The sequence below is a fragment of the Streptomyces phaeochromogenes genome (assembly GCF_001418655.1).
Lineage (GTDB): Bacteria > Actinomycetota > Actinomycetes > Streptomycetales > Streptomycetaceae > Streptomyces > Streptomyces phaeochromogenes.
Genome location: NZ_LIQZ01000489.1, coordinates 1 through 16,764 on the forward strand (window position 1 = coordinate 1; position 16,764 = coordinate 16,764).

Consider the following 16,764-nt stretch of genomic DNA (forward strand, 5'->3'; position numbering starts at 1 on the left):
CCTCCTGCAGACGCAAGCGGCCCCACTCCTGGCCCCGAGCCTGTTCGCCTACCCCCAGGCCCTCACCCGCTGGGCCGACGGCGACACCAGCGACCTCACCCCCGCACACGCCACCCTGATCGAGCACGAGATCTACCGCACCTGGCAGCCCGAGGCACGCCGCCGTGCCCACCAGCAGATCGTCGAGCACGACGGCTGCGTCACCGTCCAACTCCACGCCCGCTTCAGCTTCACCACCGCCAGCGGCGAGTTCCACGACCCCCGCCTGTACCGCCTGACCGAGGACCTGCCCACTCTGCACGCCGGGCGCCTCTTCGACGCCCGCCACCGCGACGCCGACGAGGCGGACCTGCGCCGCATCCTCGCCGACGGCATCGGCGAGGCCTATTTCTTCCGCGCCCTGCCCCCCCACCAGCAGCAGGCCGCCGTGACCCTCACTGATCTCCACCACGTCCACTTCCACTACTGACCGCCCCTGCCCCCGACAGCCACCGTCCTTCCAGGAACTCCTCATGGCCCTTCTCATCTACGCCTTCCGGGACAACAACGGCCGCTGGCACGGCGACGCCGACGTCCCCCTGCTCAACCCCGCCGAAGAGCCCGGGCTCGGACAGCTCACCTATCACCCCGTGCCCGGCACCCCCGAAACGAGCAGCCCGTTCGCCGGACAGACCCTCACCGTCCTGTACGGCGTCGTCGACCTCGAAACGGGCCCCGTCACCTACCAACTCGACACCGGCGGACGCTTCTCGGCCTCCTGGCACGTCCACGCCCTGCTCGCCGCCCCACGCGGGGCGGCCCTGGCGCACCAGGACCTTCCCGGCGCGCGCGAGCAGACCCCCTGTCTGGAGACCGCGTTCACGGAAAACAACAGCCGCTACGTCCTGACCGGCGTCCGTTGCGACAACGGACAGCTCGCCGTGGAAGTCACCGTCAGCGGAGACCAGGGCGAGGTCCGCGCGGAACTCTGCGGCGCGGTGAGCGACAACGACCTCCAGCCCCTGGCGCGTCTCCTGGACGCCGCCTCCCGCGCCCTGAGCGCGCACACCGCCTCCGTCCCCTCACCGCGCACCGGCGCCCCCTGGACACCTGAGGACAGCGCCCGGCTCGCCGCCCGGTTCCGCCAGGAACGCGACTTCGGCGTCCTGTCCGTCGAGTTCGGCCGCCGCCGCGGCGAGGTCTTCGACGAACTCAAACGCCAGCAGCTGGTCTGCGCCCCCTATCAGCAGCGCAGCGCTGTCCCCCAGCAGGAGCCGGCCCCCACCACCTCACCGATCCTCAAGGAGCGCCGACTCATCCACCGCAACTCGCACGCCCGCTGGACCGACGAAGACGACAAACAGCTGTCCCAGCGCTGCGCCGAAGGCGCCACGAGCGCCGAGCTCTCCGAGGAGTTCGGCCGTAGCAAGACAGCCATCGAAGCCCGGCTGCTGAAGATCGATGCCACCGGCCCCGCTGCGGACGAGGCCCGGCTCGCCATCCTGTGATCACCCCGCCCCCGATGCCCCGGTCCGGCCCCGCAGGGCCGAACCGGCGGCGCTCTTTGACGCGCCCACCGACACACCCTAGAATCAATGCCAAATCTGATATCAGAGCTCGCATGTATGAAGGAGGCGCGACGGTGCTGCTGACAACCGGCCAGGCAGCCGGAGAACTCGGCTGCGCCGTCACCACGTTCCGGCGCCTGGTGCACGCCGGACTCCTCCCCGACATTTCCCGCCGCGGCGTGCGCGTCATGATCCCCCTCGACAGCGTGCAGGCCCTCGGCAGGCGCCGGCACGCATCGCTGGAGGGGCTCGACGCCGAAGAGATCGCCGTCCTGCGGGTAGACACCGCCCAGCGAGTCGACGAGCCGGACCGCCGCTGGATCGGCTTCGCCGCCTCGCTCACGCCCGACGAACTCCTCAAGGCACTGCGCGGCTGGTGGCGATGCGACGCGGCCAGCGTCGCCACCGGGGGAGTCCTGCCCGTGACCCTGTCCGGCTACGTGGTGGCCGTGCTGACCGGCCTTCAGCGATGGGAGAAGAACACCGAGGGCCGCCACGCCTTCCCCGACGCCCGCCTGGCCGGCTACGTCACCGACCTGATCAGCCCCCAGTTCAGCCTGACCTCCCGCACGGACCAAGACCGGCACCTCGCCGAACTGCTGCTGGGCACCCGGCTCCCCTCCCATTCCGGCGGAGCCATCGCCTACGTCCCCACGAACTCCGCCAACCATTCTTAGGGAACCCCCGATGGACGCACAGAGCTACCACGCTGCTCTCACCGAACTGCGCGGCGTGCGGGACGACATCAAGAAGGCCCGTGCCGCGCTGGCGAAGCTCGAGGCCGACCGTGACCAGCGCATCACCCAACTGGCCCGCCACGAGAAGGCGAAGGCAGAACGGATCGCCCCGGCCGCCGGGCTGAGCGTGGCGGACATCGTCGCCCTGGTCCCCGGCCTGGCCCTCCACAGCCTGACCGAAGGCGAGGTCCCGCCGCAGCCCACACCCCCAGGGACGACCGGGCCGCCCACCACCGGCACAGCCGATTCCGCCCCGGGCACTCACCCGCAACCCGTCGCCCCCGTGCCCCCGGCAGTTCCCTCACCCGTACCGGGCCCTGCCGAAGCCGCATCCGCGACGCCCCCACAGGCCCCCCGGACACTGCCTTCCATCCCCGAGGGAAACACCGGCGACGCCTGGTTCACGCACACCCGATCCCTCGCCTCGCAACGCCCGAACTTCACCCAGCAGGCACGCTCCACCGTCTTCCTCGACACCACCACCGGCGTCTTGGTCCACCGCAGCCAGACCCACCGCCTGGACCTCGGCAACCGGTCGGCCCACGACCTCCTCACCGCCGTCTTCCACACCCTCCCCGAAGGCGTGGAACGGCTCTACATCACCGCCGGCGACCCCTGGCACCGCGACGCCGACCGCTACCCCTACCTGCGCGACGCCGTCGCCGCCTGGCTCAACGCCCCCACCCCGGGCTGGCGCACCGACACCGGCCGCGGCAAGGACCGGATGGCCGGACACTTCGTCCACGCCCGCAACCCCGTCGGCCGCTACCAGCGCGAGAACGGCGACCAGCATGTCGAGATCCGCTCGGTGGGCGAGTGGTTCGACCTCGACGGCGACGACCCGGCCACCATCCGCGACGCGTTCGTCCTGCTGTGGCAGGCCCTGCGCCACCACTGGAACGACGCGGTCCTCATGGGCTCCCCCTCCCAGACCGGCCGCGACCTGTGGACCCGCACCATCCCGCAACGCGGCCAGCACGCCGAGGGCTTCCCCGTCCTGTCCGAAGAACTGCGCGGCCTGCTCCACGCCACCGCCGGGCAGGGCCGCAACGAACTGCTCACCCCACCGCGTGTGCCCGCACAACTACCCCAACTCGTCGAGTACGACCGCACCTTCGCCTACGCCAAACACACCTGGAAGTCCCCGGTCGGCACCCCCCGCCGCATCACCGCCGCCACCTTCGCCTCCTGGCCGCAGAAGGAACAGCAGCAGGCCCTCTACGGGTGCGGACACTGGCAGGTCCGCGTGACGGTCCCCGACACCTGGAACCACATCGGCCTCCTCCCGGCGCCCGCCCCGGGCGAGCGCGCCTGGCACTACCCGGCCGACCCCGGCACCACCTTCACCACCTGGGCAGGCGGTCCCGAGGTCCACACCGCTCTGACCAACCCCCTTAACCCGTGGAAGATCGAAATCCTCGACGGCATCCTGTGGGAGAACGGCAAACCCCTCGACGACTGGGCCAAGAAACTCAAAGACACCTGGACCAACCTCTGCGCCCAGGCCCACTTCCAGGGCGACGCCCAACAAGCCAGGGCCGCCCACCTCGCCTCCCGCGCCGTGCGCGCCATCCTCCTGTACGGCATCGGCTCCTTCGCCCAGCGCCCCCGCATGGTCACCGGCACCACACCCCGCACCCTGGAGCGCGATGTGCCACCGGATGCCGAAATCATCGGCTTCGACGACGAACTGATCACCTGGCAACGGCCCCGAGGTTTCAGCCGCGACCCCAACGCCCACCCCGAATGGGCCGCAACCATCTGGTCCGGCGCCCGCGCCGCCCTACTCACCCAGCGCCACCGCGACGACGACACCTACGCCGGAGCCCTGCATACCGAGCCCGGCAGCGTCGTCGCCTTCCGCACCGACGCCCTCTACCTCACCCAGCCGCAGAACTGGCCCCACCACAATCAGCCCGGCGACTACCTCCTGCGCGGCCACCTCACCGGCCCCATCCCCGCACCCACCACCGAGGAAGAACTCCTCGTCCTGCGCGATACCGGACGCACCGCCCTCCCCCAGCCTGCCAGGGAAGCCTGATGCCACCCCGTAACCGCCGCAACAGCCCCGGCGACCAGGGCGAGCGGAACGAAGCAGCCCAACTGGCCGACCAACTCCAGGCAGCCGGCTACACCAAACGTGACATCGCCCGCATCATCAACCGCGACCCCTCCCTCGTCTCCCAGTTCTACACAAAGAACAAAGGCGCCGCCTTCGTCCCCGCCCTCCAACACGCCCTCGCCGCCGTCCAGAGCGGCGGTATCACCGACCTGACCGAACTGGCCGCCCTCGCAAGCCGGCACACCACCCGCCGCACCACCGCCTCCGGCGCACAAGCCCGCGTGCGCGGCAAAGCCGTCCTCATCACCCCCACCGGCTCCGGCACCGGCCGCGTCGGCGCCCAGGCGATCGCCTCCGGCTCCTCCCGACTGCGCCCCCTGATCGCCGAAGCCGCCCGCCGTAGGCTGCGCCTGGCCTTCACCGTCCGCCTCGCCAAGACCGGCTACCTGCACCCCTCCGGCAGCCGCACCGACTCACCCGGCATCCGCCGCGACGTCATCCATCGCGCCGACCACACCGAAGAACGCTCCTACGGCTCCTCCGCCACCGGCGGCCACGACGCCGCCGGCTTCGCACGCCGCGTCGACGCCGCAGGCGGCGACGTCACCGCAGCCGTTCACCAATGGCTCGTGGAAACCGGCCGCATCCGCCCCGACGCACACATCACCCACCTCGAGGTGCGCACCTGGCAGCCGCGCTGATCACACTCACACGCAGCTTCCGGCAACAGCCCACAAGCGCCAAACCCCGCAGACAGAGCGGTAGGTTGAACCCCATGGTGCTGTCGTTGGGGGACCGGGTGCGGGCGGCGATTGCCGCGCTCATGCAATTGACGGGCGAGTCGCAAGCCGACCTCGCGGTAGCGCTGGGTGTGAGCCAGGCACAGGTCAGCCGTCGCCAGTCCGGAAGCGCGGCATGGCCCCTGGACGACTGCGACCGCGTGGCCGCGCACTACAAAATCGACGTCCTCGATCTCCTGGCCGGCCCCACACGTGCGTGTGAAGGTCTCCCGCCGGCACGTCGACGCACACCTCAACGCCAGTAGCCCCGCTGTTCCCCGATCGATGCGGTATCCGCGGCCCGCGTATGCCGCGCATCCTCTGCGGGGATGAGTTCCCGCGCGTGCTCAAGACTCTGAATGCGGTACCGGATGCTGGTGAGGCGGTTTCCTCGTGATCCGAAGAGACGATCCTGCTCTGCCCTAGGCCAGGTTCAGGGATTATCAGGATGCCGCTGCGTCTGCCGCACGTTGCAGCCAAACAGCGAGGACAGCCCGCGTAGCCCGGGTGTCGGCGTGGTCGGACCCCAGGATGCGCTCTTGAGTAGCCAGGAGTTCCGCGAAGCCTGTGGCTGCTCCCGCGGCGTCGCCTGTCTGCCCTTGCCAGTCGGCCAGCGTGCTGAGGGCCTCGAGGGTCCTGGGATGGTCCCGACCCAGGGATCGGCGTCGCTCCTTCCATACGGTGTGACATTCCTCCTGGGCTTGCTGTGCCTGTCCCAGCTGCCACAGGGATACGGCGAGGGAGAAGTGGGCGGTCGACGTGGCGGAGTGGTGAGGGCCCAACTGAGGGTCGGCCATGCGGGCTTCCAGGTCTGCGCGCAGGCGCGCTACAACCGCGTGGGGCGACTCCTGCTGATCTCGCATGGAGCTCAGCGCGAATCTGCTTTCCAGGGTCTCGAGGGCGTCCTCGCCGAGCAGCTCGGTCCGCTGCGCGAGGACGCTCTCGCACTCGGCTACGGCGGCGTCCCGCTGACCGTTTTCAAACAGAAGCACGGCCAGCTGCTGACGGCTGGCCAGAGCACTGGGATGGTCGGTGCCCAGCGTCCGCTGCTGCACACGAAGAACCACACGAACAATCCGCTCGGCCTCGATGGTGTCGCCGATGACGTGCAGCCACCGGGCGAAGCCGGACTGGGCGGCCAGCGTCCGTTCGTCCTCGGGGCTGCGCTGACGGGAGTGCTGGTCGATAGCGTGGCGGAAAGCGCGGTGTGCGGCGCTGTAGCGCCCGTAGGCATGGGCAGCTGTGGCAATGACTTCGGCTTCTTGCGGGGTGGTGAGAGCAAGGACACGCGTGCAGATGTCATCAGCCACCCACTCGGGTCCCTCTTTCCGCTCGTTGTCCTCCCGCTCGCTGGCGTCTATCAGGTACCGGAAAACATCCAACGGAGCGCTATCGCTGAGCGGAGCGGACGGCATCAACAGGGAGACGGTTCCTTCGCACTGATCGAGGGCCCAGTCCCACGCGTCCTGGACAGGCTCGGTCTGCAGCCGCGGACGGCGGATCAAGTAGAGGGTATGCAGCTCCTGCAGCATCTCGCGGGCCAGAGGGCGCGTCAGACCCAGACGGCGGCAGTCGACGGCAGCACGAACCAGCGACGCCCCACGGGGATTTGCCCCCGTACCTGATGCATTCCTCCAGCGGGCGAAGAGCGGGGGGCCCGATCCGATGTACTCCGCCAGACCGAATTCCCGCGGCGGCCGCAGAGCAGCGCCGATGCGCTCATCGGCCGACAACGGCCACGCACGGTCCAGTTCACGTCCGGACAACTGGCACTCGAGCCGGTGTTGCTTGGGATCCCGCAAGACGCGCTTGGCCTCCTGCGTCTCAGAAGAGGTATCACTCTGCAACTGGTTCAGGGTGCTGATTCTGATCGTTGCCATGATCGTACGGTGATGGCTGCCGCTGACTATGTGCCGGACGTCCTGGAACGTGAGGCCGCCCGGCACGAGATATTGATCCAGTTCGTCCAGCCACACGACGGCGTGAGACAAGCTCTTGGCGTACTCGATAGCTGCGCGCAGGGTGTCGGCGGCAGGCCTGGGCGCGATGAGAGTGTGTTCAGGAACAGCAGCACGTACTGCTTCGTACGCGCTACGAGAGGTACCCGACAACCGGTCACCGACCAGCAGCACGAACTTGCCGGCCTGTAACTGCGCCACCAGGCCGTCGTGTACATCTCGGCATACGTACGGCGGTGACGGCGGCCGGGCATCGACCGACCAGGCCTGTCGCACACCGACAAGGGTCGGGTCGTCGACGTTACGTACCAAGGGAAGCCGCTTGTCACCGGGAAGCGTGACACATCCATCCAGAACGGCCTCGCGGCCGTCGGCAGCGCGCTCAAGCCTGCGCTTGAGCAGGTCAGCGAATGCGCCCCCAGCACCCGCGATGATCACCCCTGTGACCAGCAACCATGGCGTCTTGATACCAGCTGTCTGCAGCACGCCAGGCAAGACCAGCAGAACAGCAAGGCCGCCCACCGACACGACAGCGCCGAGGATCGACACACCACGCCGTGACCGCACTGACCACCCCCGCTGATGCGCACCCACTGCTGCCGGTTGAGGCCATGGTCATAAGCGGCGGCTCTGCGGTCAACCATGCGTTCCCTGCGCGACGTGGGGCCTCGCGGATGTGCGGTCGGTATGCAGTATCCGTTCTCGGGCCGGTCGTTCGGCGTGGGGAGGAGTGGTTTTACTCCGGGATTGTTCTGGGCAGAGGTTGTTCGGCCGGGTGACCTCATTCTCGAACAAGTGGCCCGGCCGGGGGCCAGAGGGTAGATTTTGAGTTTTTCGGTCTGGATTTCCTTCTGGTGCGACTTGTTTTGATCGATTGCATGCTGTGTGGGTGAGGCTGCGGCGTGATCGCCCATGCAATCGGAAGCGCGGGTCCGTGGCTATCGAGGGCAGAGTATTGAGCTGATGGCGCTGCCTGTGAATGAGCGGGTAGCGTCCTTGGATACGAGAAGACCCCGGAGGGCGCCAACCACGTCCGGGGCCTTTATTTCGCGTGTGACCGAAAGGGATGTTCTGTGCCTTGCGATCTTTTATGTGCCCGCCGGGCCGGGGCCCTTGGCGACCTGACGAAGGTAACATGCCGCGCTTTTGGGGTTGTTAGCAGTGCTCATTTGGTGCCTGGCCGGGCATGCCGGGGCGCCGGTTGGGAGTTCAGGAGACGTGGGGCGCTGTCCGCATCGCTGCGACCTGCAGTGATGCAGGATCAGCTCGCCGGTGTCGGAGCCTTCACGGTCCGTGCTGGTGGCAGAGGCACCTCAATTTCCCTCCCTCAAAAGCGCGAAGGAACCAACACCAGCGAGTCATACGGCGAGTGCGCCGTACTTCGGGGGGATTTCCACGATGACATCCACGACCGGGATGTGCGCCGAGTGCGGCGCGGCCTTCGAAAACACTGCAGGTCCGGGACGCCCACGCCTGTACTGCGACACGGCCTGCCAGCGCAGAGCCCGGCGCCGACGCCACACCCACGAGGCGGACGTAGCGCGGCGCGGCCTACCGATGGCCCGCCCGATCGTCGAGGACATGCATCAGCTGGCTGGCTGCCTGCTGCAAGGCGAGTACGACGGGGCGCCTTTGAAGCAGCGTCTGGAACTCGTCTGGCAGCTGGTCCGGGAGCTGGAAGACTATGCCGCAGCTGCCGTCACCGATGCACGCCGACGCGGGGGAGCGAGCTGGCAGGAGGTCGCCGCAGCTGCCCAGTGCGCGCCGGTGACTGCACGCAATCGGTGGCGTCCGGAAGAAGTCGAGCGCCGGCTTGCCCGCCGGACCGCAGTCCGGCAGGAGTTGACCGAGCCGGGACAGACCCGTATCTCCCCACCCGTCATGCCGCGCAGGACCCCAACCGATTGCGGCACCAACGGCCGCGCCGTACACCGTGTCGCTGCCGGCGGCCCCCCTCGGGCGCGACTCAGCCCGGCCGCCCAGCTCGCCGATGCGCTGAACCACCTGCACCGCGTATGCGGAAAGACCATCAGAGCCCTCGCCCGCGAGGTGCGTCTCTCGCCGTCCTACGTTTCGCGGGTGCTCTCCGGACAGCGTCTGCCCTCGTGGTCGGCGACGTGCCGCCTGGCCAAAGCCAGCCACGGCGAGCCGGGAGAACTGCGTGCGTTGTGGGAGTCGGCCCGGGGAATCCGGGTGCCGGCCCATCAGGCCCCCGGCGACGCCCTGGCCACGCTGCAGGCCGCGCTGCGCGGCCTGCACCTGTCCGCGGCCCGGCCCACCCCGACGCGTCTGTGCCGCATCAGCGAAGGACGGCTGACGGCGGACACGGCCGCAGCGCTCATCCACGGTACCCAGATGCTCGATTGGGACACTGTCGCCCGGTTCGTAACCGCGCTGTCAGGCAGGCCCGCAGACATCCGGCCGTTGTGGGAGGCGGCCCACGCCGCCGCGCCGGTGCCTGCCAGCGGCCAGCCCGGGCCGGCACGGGCGTCCACCCTGTTTGCAGGAGCCTTCGGGTAGCCGTCCGTGCGCCCATTCATCGAGGAGATACCGGCCGTGTTCTGGGCATCCGCCGCGTACGAAGGCGGCTCCAGCCGCCTTCACGCGGGCAGCAGCGAGGTGCGGTTGCTGTCTGTGCGCATGCCGCTGGATTTCGTGGCCTTCTGCCAGCTGCACGCCGAGCACTACCTGCACTACGCCGCGCTGCGTCTGTCCGATGGCACCGCAGGACAGGCCGTTGTCGAGTATGCGCTGGGCGACCTGGCGACTGCCTGGCCGAGGGCATTGCGCAGCCCGAATCCTGCCGCAGCGGCCTGGCGGTCGCTGTCCGGCCGGGTCGCGGCCGCGGTGAGTCAACAGCCGCCTTCGCGTTGCCGTGCACGCGATGGCCTGCATCGTCTGCTGCCTCCCGCCGAGGCCGACGCGGTGATCTGTCACCGGCTGATGAGGCTGCACGTGGAGGAAACGGCGGCACTGCTGGGCGTTGCGGCTCCGACTGTTGTGTTTCGTCTGGCCTCGGCGGCCCACGGGCTGGGCAGCGAAGTCGCCCACCTGCTTGGCCTGAGCGCCTTCTGCCCGGCCGGTCGGTCCGAGGCCGGCGGAGCACCGGCAGTAAAAAGGGAGCCCTCCGTTCGCAGGCGGAGAGCTCCCCAACCGATGGCGTCCAGGTCACTAGACAACACGTCGGCAGTTGTCACGAGGTGACGAACCAATTCAACGATTGCATGCGTTGTTCGGCGATACAACCGGACACCCAGCAGAAAACCAGCAAACAACTCCAACGCCCTGACCTGCGAAGGGACTCTTGGGAGGCGTGGACAGTCAGCTGGCTGAAGGGGGTGTATCGCAGTTGTTTAGTATTTTAAAGACCCTTGTCTCCCGCTGCTGTGGCATGCGGACGAACAACGGCGACCGCAACACAATGAGCTCGGGCCGCGATACAGACCGCGGCCGAGCGGTGGCTGCCCCACCGTCTGCCGTTGCGCGTCACCACCCTTCTGACCCGGGCCGACGCGTTCCGGTGCGGGACATGACGACCTGTGCAACACCCCTTATCTATCCGTGACATGCGCGAAAGACATGAGGTCCCGGCGTGGACAACGGCGTCGAACCGGATGCAGTGCACCCCCTGTGGGGCGAGTACAAGCGCGACCTGCAAAGCCTCAAAGCGCAGGCGCACGATCTGCAGCAGAAGCAGATAGCACGGCACATCGGCGTGAATTCCTCGACAGTGGGACGGCGCATGAGCCACCCCCGTCCACGCACCTGGGAGGACCTCGGACCGATCATTGCCGCGTACATCGAGCACGCGGACGCACAGGGCCGGGTACTGGCCCCCGCGCACTTCGGCGACCTGGGGGAGTGGCAGCGCCGCCTGGAGCAGATTCGTTTGCCCATCACAGCCCGGCCGGCCGAACTTCCACGACCACCGGGAGAACTCGCCGTGCCACTGGTGCAGCCCTCTTGGCACAGCGCCGAGTTGCCCGCCGTCCTGCCCGGCTACATCGGCTGCCTGCTGTGCGTGCTTTTTGTACTCACGAGCTACACCACGCTCTCCTCTCCCCGCGGCAGTAGCCCCGATAGGAGGATCACCAGCTCGCCCTCGCCGGTGGACAGTTCGAAGTCGATCGAACGCGATCTCGACGACCGGTCGGAACAGCAACAGCCCGCCGACCGTGGCACATCCCGGCCCCCCTTGCCGACGCCATCAGCCTCCCCACCCGCCCGGTCCGACCCGCTCGCCCAGGGCCCCGACACACCATGCGACGTCCAGACACGGCTGCTGGTGCTCCCTTCCGGGTTTCACCTGATCGTGATCTGCCCCGGCACGTCGCTGGCCACGTGGACATGCGCTCCGCCACCGCGCCGCCCGATACGCGACACACCAGCGGATTCCAATTCTCCTTTTAGCTGCGTCGTCCTGCTATCCCGCGGGAACATCCAAACCTCGTAAGAGGGGGCGCAGTCGAGAAGAGAGGGGCGCGCGTTTTGTTTCGTGCGCCCCTCGGGGATGGGCCGGGGGGCTTGTCACCGCGGGCGGCCAGCGGCATGACGGTAGGCGTTGGTGTGACTTACCGCCCACGTGGGTGAACCTGAGCGGTAAAGGCGGGCGGGTTGTGGGCGTCACCCGGTACGAAGATCACGAACTGTTCGTGGTCTTCGAAGGGACCTGCCTTGCGTCTCGCCCGCACCCTCCGTGCTGCTGCTGTCGCGCTTTCCGTACCTGCTGCGCTGCTTGCTCCCACCACTACTGCGCACGCCGCTCCGGGCGACACGGTGACCTTGCCGGTACAGGACGCCCTCCACGCTCTGCCCATCCAGGAGGAGAGCCGGGCAGGCTATGAGCGCTCCAAGTTCCGGCACTGGAACGACGCGGACCGCGACGGCTGCAACACGCGGATGGAAGTCCTCATCGTGGAAGCGGTCAACGCCCCGGACCAGGGCGCGAACTGCGTGCTCACCGGCGGATCCTGGTACTCGCCCTACGACGACGCCTCCTTCGACAGCGCCCGCAAGCTGGACGTCGACCACCTCGTCCCGCTCGCCGAAGCCTGGGACAGCGGCGCCTCCGGCTGGAGTGCGAAGGGGCGCGAGGCGTACGCCAACGACCTCGACGACGCCCGCGCGCTGATCGCTGTCTCCGCCTCGTCCAACCGTTCCAAGTCCGATCAGGACCCGAGTACCTGGCTGCCTCCTTTTGAGGGTTACCGCTGCCAGTACGTCACTGACTGGGTCGCCGACAAGACCCGCTACCAGCTGGCCATCGACCCCGCCGAGGAAGCTGCGCTCTCCGAGGCACTGACCCGCTGCCCGGACGTCCTGATCGAGGTCACCCTGGCCCGGTAGCAGGGCACCGAGCCCCTTGCCGCACCAGGCCAGGGGCCCGCTGACATCGCACCTGGCACAGGGCCGTGTCAACTCGTCGTCAGGCTGCGCTGCTGAGAGGAGCGTGGTGGTGAAGGGGGCCAAAGACGGTGTCGAAGGACCGGCCGGTGCCGACGCCGACCAGGTAGTACGCGGAGCCCGATCCCGCCCGGGATCGCGGGCCTGTGCGGCCCTCGGTGAGGATGTCGTGCGGCGTGAGCACGTCGAGGTTGTCAAAGACGTAGTAGACCGGAAGATAGGTCCAGGCGGTGAGCTGCAAATGCGCCCGCACTGCCGCCCGTTCGACCGCATGCCGGTTCGTTGTGGTGCTCGTCATGCGGCTCTTGCAGTCGATCAGGGCAAGAACGTCACCCCGCGCTGCGATGAGGTCTGGCATCCAGCGGATCGAGCTGTCCGTCGAGCGCAGGACGCGACGGACGTTGCCCGTGAGCGTGCCCTGCCCCCATTGACTGACGTTCCATCCGCGCTGAGTGAGACGGTTGCTGACGTATGCCTCGTGTTCGTCGCCTAGCGCTTTCCGCTGCTGAAAGCTCCCCATGCCAGGGAGTGTGGCGCATCGTCCGCAGTGCGAAACGTGAGGAGGCCGCAACTCGGCCAGCCGGACGGGGGCTTAACGGGTCCGGGTGTGTCTCAGTGTGTCCGCCGGTGTCCCGGGGCGTCTCAGCGCGTTCGCCGGCGAATGACCGAAACTGGTCCATGAAACCGGTCCTCCCGCTGCCGACTGCCTATGGATATGTTCCGCTTACTCTCCGTCGGTCAGGCGGCTGAGGGGATGCGCGCGGCGAGTTCGTGGGCCAGCCGTCGCGCGGACTCGGCCCGGTCGTCCGTGCCCATGCCGACATGCAGCAGAACCTCCAGCACCTCGTGCGCCTCCCCGAGGGTCAGAACGGGCAGGCGCTCCGCGAACGCCTCTGCCGGGGCGAAGTCGGTGCCGGTGAGCTCGAGAATCTCGTCGAGGGGGGCGTTGTCCACGTCCTTTCAACCGTCTCACCCGGGCTCGGGTTACGTCCGGGATAGAGAGCGGTACTGCCGTGTGCCTCAGTGCAGCCGCTGTGGAGCGGCCAGGCAGGCCCGTGGGAGGCCCGGCTTGTGTGCTCTGCACCCGCGCAGTCGCGGACCGCCGCCCGCCGCCTGACCCCGTCACCCTGACGTTTCGGCCTGGCAACACCCGGTACCGGGCCCGCTGGTCGTGTTGTGGGTGCTCCCGCGGCTGTTCAGCCGGCTGTTGCCTTCGGCTGAGGCTCGGGCTCAGCGGACTGCGGGGTTGTGGCGGCGGTGTAGAAGACGGATGAGCCCTGCTTGGTGCGGTGGGCGTGGCTCTTGGCGACCAGCCCTTCGACCGTGGTGCGCACGACGGTGGTCTTGATGGTGCGGTCGGGGTGGGCCTGGGTGAGTGCGGAGGAGATCTCGGCCGCCGATCGCGGCTCGTTCTGCTGCTTGAGGTGGTTGCGGATCAGATCGACCAGGGACGGCTTGCCGGCTGCCTTGGGCGCCTTTGCGGACGAGGCCTCGGCGGCGGGCTTCTTGGGTGCCGCCTTGCCCGCACCCGCGGTGGCGGTCTTCTTCGGCCTGCTGCGCTTGGGCTCGGCGGCAGATTGGCGGGGCACGGACCCCGCTGTCTTGGTGTCCGCCTCGGCGGCGGGGCTCGCGTTGCCGAGTGCCTGCTGCATGTTCACCAGCACGGTGTGGTCATGCTGCAGAGTGCGCAGTTGCTCCTGCAGGGCTTCGACTTCCGCGCCGATGCGTTCCTGCTCCTTGGTGTTGCGCTCCAGGTCACCTGTGATCTGGGCGATGTACTGCGATGTCAATTCTGTGCTGCTGGCCTGGCTTTCAGACATGACATGGGCCTTTCTGCAGTGCGCGAGCACGGTGGTGAAGAGCAGGAACCGTATGCGCCAGGGGATGGAGGTATTCCGTCTGGGTGACCGGATGGCCTGCAGGACACCACTGCGGCAGCCTGCAGGAATCTAGAGATAGTACGCACGAGTGGAACCAGATGTTCCAGCTGAGTGATGTGTCACTCTCCCATGAAGGCAGGACAGCCAGCAGATATGGGTGCCTCAACCAGTAACTGGCAGCCGTGCTGTCACCGTTGAACCGTTGCTTGGCCCACCCCGATCTGAGGTGACAAGTGCCAGGAGATCTCCTCGTCGCCGATGTGCCGCCAGCCGGCCAGGAGGCGGGAGCGGACCAGTTGGTCGAGGAGGTCCTCCAACTGCTGTGGGGACTGGCCGCACAGGCGGGAAAGGAGGTCGAGTTCCGTGCTCCCGGTGCTGTCGCAGGTATGGGCGGCGAGCGTCAGCGCGGTGAGCTGAACCGAGGGAGCCATCCCGCGGGGCGCGGCCAGGGGAGTGGGGCGCAGAGCCCAGTGGGCCGCGCGAGCACGGGCGCTGCGGCCGGAGGCTTGGCTGTGCATGGCGGCATCGAGCAGGCGCGCTTCCATGGGGGAGTGCCGCGGAGAAGAGCGGGCCAGCCATCCGGCGTGCTCGAGTTCACTCCACAGTTCGCCACGGTCCTGCAGCCGCATGCCGCGCAGAAATCCGTTGGGAAGCCGGATGTGCCCCTGATGGTCGGCGCGCAGCGCGCATTGCAGGGCTAGGAGACGGGCGCCGGGGGAGGAGTAACGGGGGAGCGCCACTGCGAGATAGGTGAGCGTTTCCCTCACGCGCAGCCGCTCGCCCGGTCCGTGAAGGGGGTTGCTGTGCAGGGCTGTCAGACTCGTCGCTTTCGTGGGCGCCGGGCCGGGCAGTGTGTCGGGTACGACGGCGGTGTAACTGGTGGCGGCCGCGCAGGCGGCACAGGCATCCGCAAGGCGCCACATACGGCCGCTGCGGTCACAGGTCAGGGCCAGCAGCACCGGGCCGGCGCAGCCGCGGCGGCGCGGATGCCATGGGCAGCCCCGTGCCCGGCACTGGCAGGTCCGCAAATACCGCGGCAGCGCGTCGTGTTGGGCATGGCGGGCCAGATGGGTCAGCACGGCCGACCGGGCGGAGGAGGCCGGCAGCCGGTAGCCGTGAAGCGTGCAGTGAGGGCAGCTCAACAGCGGTCCTCCCGGCTGTGAGTGCAGCCGTACGGTCCAGATGCGCTGCACCGTGTCATGCGTGGAGAGCCTCATCCGGCTCGTCTTCCTCCGATCTGGTCCGTGCCGCTGAACTTCCGTGTCCCAGACGTCTGGAAACGGGAGCCAGGCACGCTGCGGTGCTGATCCTGCACCACGAATGTCACTCCTTCACTAGCAAATAGTGCAGAGGTCTGCACTGACGGGGCAGGGGTCTGCACCGTCGGATGGTGGGGTGACGATCTTGCCGCCCGACCCCGACTTCACCGCGCTGCGCGTGACGCTGGCGCGCTTGCGGGGCGAACGCGGCTGGACCTTCGACGAACTCGCCGACCGCAGCGGCCTGGCCCGGCGCACCCTCATCGATCTCGAGCACGGCCGCACCACCGGCAGCATCACCACCTGGCACGCCCTCGCCCACGCCTTCGATGTCCCCATCGAGCACCTGCTGGGCCCCCTCTGCGACGACCACACCCCGCCCGGATCCACGGGCTCCTGACCCGGCCGCACCCACCCTGGCGCGCCACATGAATCACCCGAACCGGCGAGCAGGGGCAGAACGCACGCTCGCCTGCACGGACTTGCGTTCGATGTCACTGGGCTGTCCGTGGGACACCGCCCTCGTCGCCCCCACCGCCACGGCGTGGCACCTGGCACGGTCCGGGCCATGTGCCCCAACACCGCCTCCACTGGCCGCCACCGGGACGGCAGCCCCCGCACCATGCACCCGCGCCGCCCGCTGCGCGTGGCCGCCGCCAGCCCCAGCCGCCTGCTGCGCGCCGGCCAGAGCAGTCGCTGCTGCCGGTGCGGCCACCGCATCGACCTTTACCAGCGAACCGACCAGCGGCCCATCGCCCTGCACCCCACCGAACTGGCCACCACTGACGTACCGGCCTCCTGTCGCTGGCACCTGAGCAGCGGCATCGCCCACCCCCACGGCGACGGCAGCTCCTGGTGCCGCATCCCGCACGCCGTGCTCTGCCCCAGCCGTACCGCAACCACCCGGATGAGCCCGCACATCGAGGCCATGCGCCGCCAACTCGCTGTCCGCACCCGCCGCCTCATCGACTCCGGCGCCATCACCCAGGCCACACCCACCCCCTGCGAGACCCCCGCCGACAGCGGCCGTCCGGACCGGGCTGTCGTACAGCTCCTGCTCGGCCGCTACCTCGCCGAGACCGCCATCGAGGACCTCCGGTGCGTAGCCCAGACCCGTCAGCGCCGCCGCTGCCCCCACC

General features: G+C 68.7%; 17 protein-coding genes. 12 read left to right on the forward strand and 5 right to left on the reverse strand.

The annotated features are described in order from the left end of the window. From tpg to AOK17_RS43625, 6 genes are all read left to right on the forward strand, one after another. Positions 1–469 (forward strand): telomere-protecting terminal protein Tpg (gene tpg / locus AOK17_RS43600; protein ID WP_055618193.1); only part of this gene is annotated, 469 nt, incomplete at its 5' end. A 43-nt stretch (positions 470–512) separates the two neighbouring features. After that, the gene (locus AOK17_RS43605; RefSeq protein WP_055618194.1) at positions 513–1,487 is read left to right on the forward strand and encodes a hypothetical protein; all 975 of its coding nucleotides are present in this window, start codon (positions 513–515) and stop codon (positions 1,485–1,487) included. A 134-nt stretch (positions 1,488–1,621) separates the two neighbouring features. After that, the gene (locus tag AOK17_RS43610; RefSeq protein ID WP_055618195.1) at positions 1,622–2,224 is read left to right on the forward strand and encodes a helix-turn-helix domain-containing protein; all 603 of its coding nucleotides are present in this window, start codon (positions 1,622–1,624) and stop codon (positions 2,222–2,224) included. Positions 2,225–2,234: 10 nt separating this feature from the next. After that, positions 2,235–4,325, forward strand: a complete 2,091-nt coding sequence (locus AOK17_RS43615; RefSeq protein WP_055618196.1) for a hypothetical protein — start codon at positions 2,235–2,237, stop codon at positions 4,323–4,325. Continuing rightward, entirely contained in the window at positions 4,325–5,047 is a 723-nt protein-coding gene (locus AOK17_RS43620) for a helix-turn-helix domain-containing protein (RefSeq protein WP_055618197.1), read from the forward strand. The genes AOK17_RS43615 and AOK17_RS43620 overlap by 1 nt, the downstream gene beginning before the upstream one ends. 74 nt (positions 5,048–5,121) lie before the next feature. Further along, a complete protein-coding gene (locus tag AOK17_RS43625; protein ID WP_206190935.1) occupies positions 5,122–5,391 on the forward strand; it encodes a helix-turn-helix domain-containing protein in 270 nt (89 codons plus the stop codon). A gap of 177 nt (positions 5,392–5,568) precedes the next feature. Here the strand turns inward: AOK17_RS43625 and AOK17_RS43630 are convergent, their stop codons facing one another. Then, complete coding sequence (locus AOK17_RS43630; RefSeq protein ID WP_157881528.1) at positions 5,569–7,632, reverse strand: tetratricopeptide repeat protein; 2,064 nt, start codon at positions 7,630–7,632, stop codon at positions 5,569–5,571. Between the two features lie 1,008 nt (positions 7,633–8,640). Between AOK17_RS43630 and AOK17_RS49480 the strand changes: the two genes are divergently transcribed. The 4 genes from AOK17_RS49480 (at position 8,641) to AOK17_RS43650 (ending at position 12,429) form a co-directional block, all read left to right on the forward strand. Beyond that, on the forward strand, positions 8,641–9,603 hold the full coding sequence (locus AOK17_RS49480) for a helix-turn-helix domain-containing protein (RefSeq protein ID WP_169802002.1): 963 nt from the start codon (positions 8,641–8,643) through the stop codon (positions 9,601–9,603). A gap of 36 nt (positions 9,604–9,639) precedes the next feature. Continuing rightward, the gene (locus AOK17_RS43645; RefSeq protein ID WP_157881530.1) at positions 9,640–10,287 is read left to right on the forward strand and encodes a hypothetical protein; all 648 of its coding nucleotides are present in this window, start codon (positions 9,640–9,642) and stop codon (positions 10,285–10,287) included. Positions 10,288–10,675: 388 nt separating this feature from the next. Beyond that, positions 10,676–11,536, forward strand: coding sequence for a hypothetical protein (locus AOK17_RS51085; RefSeq protein ID WP_157881531.1), 861 nt, complete (start codon positions 10,676–10,678; stop codon positions 11,534–11,536). A 221-nt stretch (positions 11,537–11,757) separates the two neighbouring features. After that, positions 11,758–12,429: an HNH endonuclease family protein gene (locus AOK17_RS43650; protein ID WP_055618202.1), complete on the forward strand. Its 672-nt coding sequence runs from the start codon at positions 11,758–11,760 to the stop codon at positions 12,427–12,429. Between the two features lie 79 nt (positions 12,430–12,508). Here the strand turns inward: AOK17_RS43650 and AOK17_RS53010 are convergent, their stop codons facing one another. The 4 genes from AOK17_RS53010 to AOK17_RS43670 all read right to left on the reverse strand — a co-directional run bounded on the left by AOK17_RS53010 (position 12,509) and on the right by AOK17_RS43670 (position 15,583). Then, positions 12,509–13,006, reverse strand: coding sequence for a hypothetical protein (locus AOK17_RS53010; RefSeq protein WP_055618203.1), 498 nt, complete (start codon positions 13,004–13,006; stop codon positions 12,509–12,511). A 218-nt stretch (positions 13,007–13,224) separates the two neighbouring features. After that, on the reverse strand, positions 13,225–13,440 hold the full coding sequence (locus AOK17_RS43660; RefSeq protein ID WP_055618204.1) for a DUF6417 family protein: 216 nt from the start codon (positions 13,438–13,440) through the stop codon (positions 13,225–13,227). Between the two features lie 242 nt (positions 13,441–13,682). Beyond that, the gene (locus tag AOK17_RS43665) at positions 13,683–14,276 is read right to left on the reverse strand and encodes a hypothetical protein (RefSeq protein WP_342671568.1); all 594 of its coding nucleotides are present in this window, start codon (positions 14,274–14,276) and stop codon (positions 13,683–13,685) included. 278 nt (positions 14,277–14,554) lie between these two features. Continuing rightward, complete coding sequence (locus AOK17_RS43670; protein WP_055618206.1) at positions 14,555–15,583, reverse strand: hypothetical protein; 1,029 nt, start codon at positions 15,581–15,583, stop codon at positions 14,555–14,557. A 178-nt stretch (positions 15,584–15,761) separates the two neighbouring features. Between AOK17_RS43670 and AOK17_RS43675 the strand changes: the two genes are divergently transcribed. Next, positions 15,762–16,025, forward strand: coding sequence for a helix-turn-helix transcriptional regulator (locus AOK17_RS43675; RefSeq protein ID WP_055618207.1), 264 nt, complete (start codon positions 15,762–15,764; stop codon positions 16,023–16,025). A gap of 168 nt (positions 16,026–16,193) precedes the next feature. Then, positions 16,194–16,764, forward strand: a 571-nt coding sequence (locus AOK17_RS43680) for a DUF6083 domain-containing protein (protein WP_245697757.1), incomplete at its 3' end; no start/stop codon positions are given.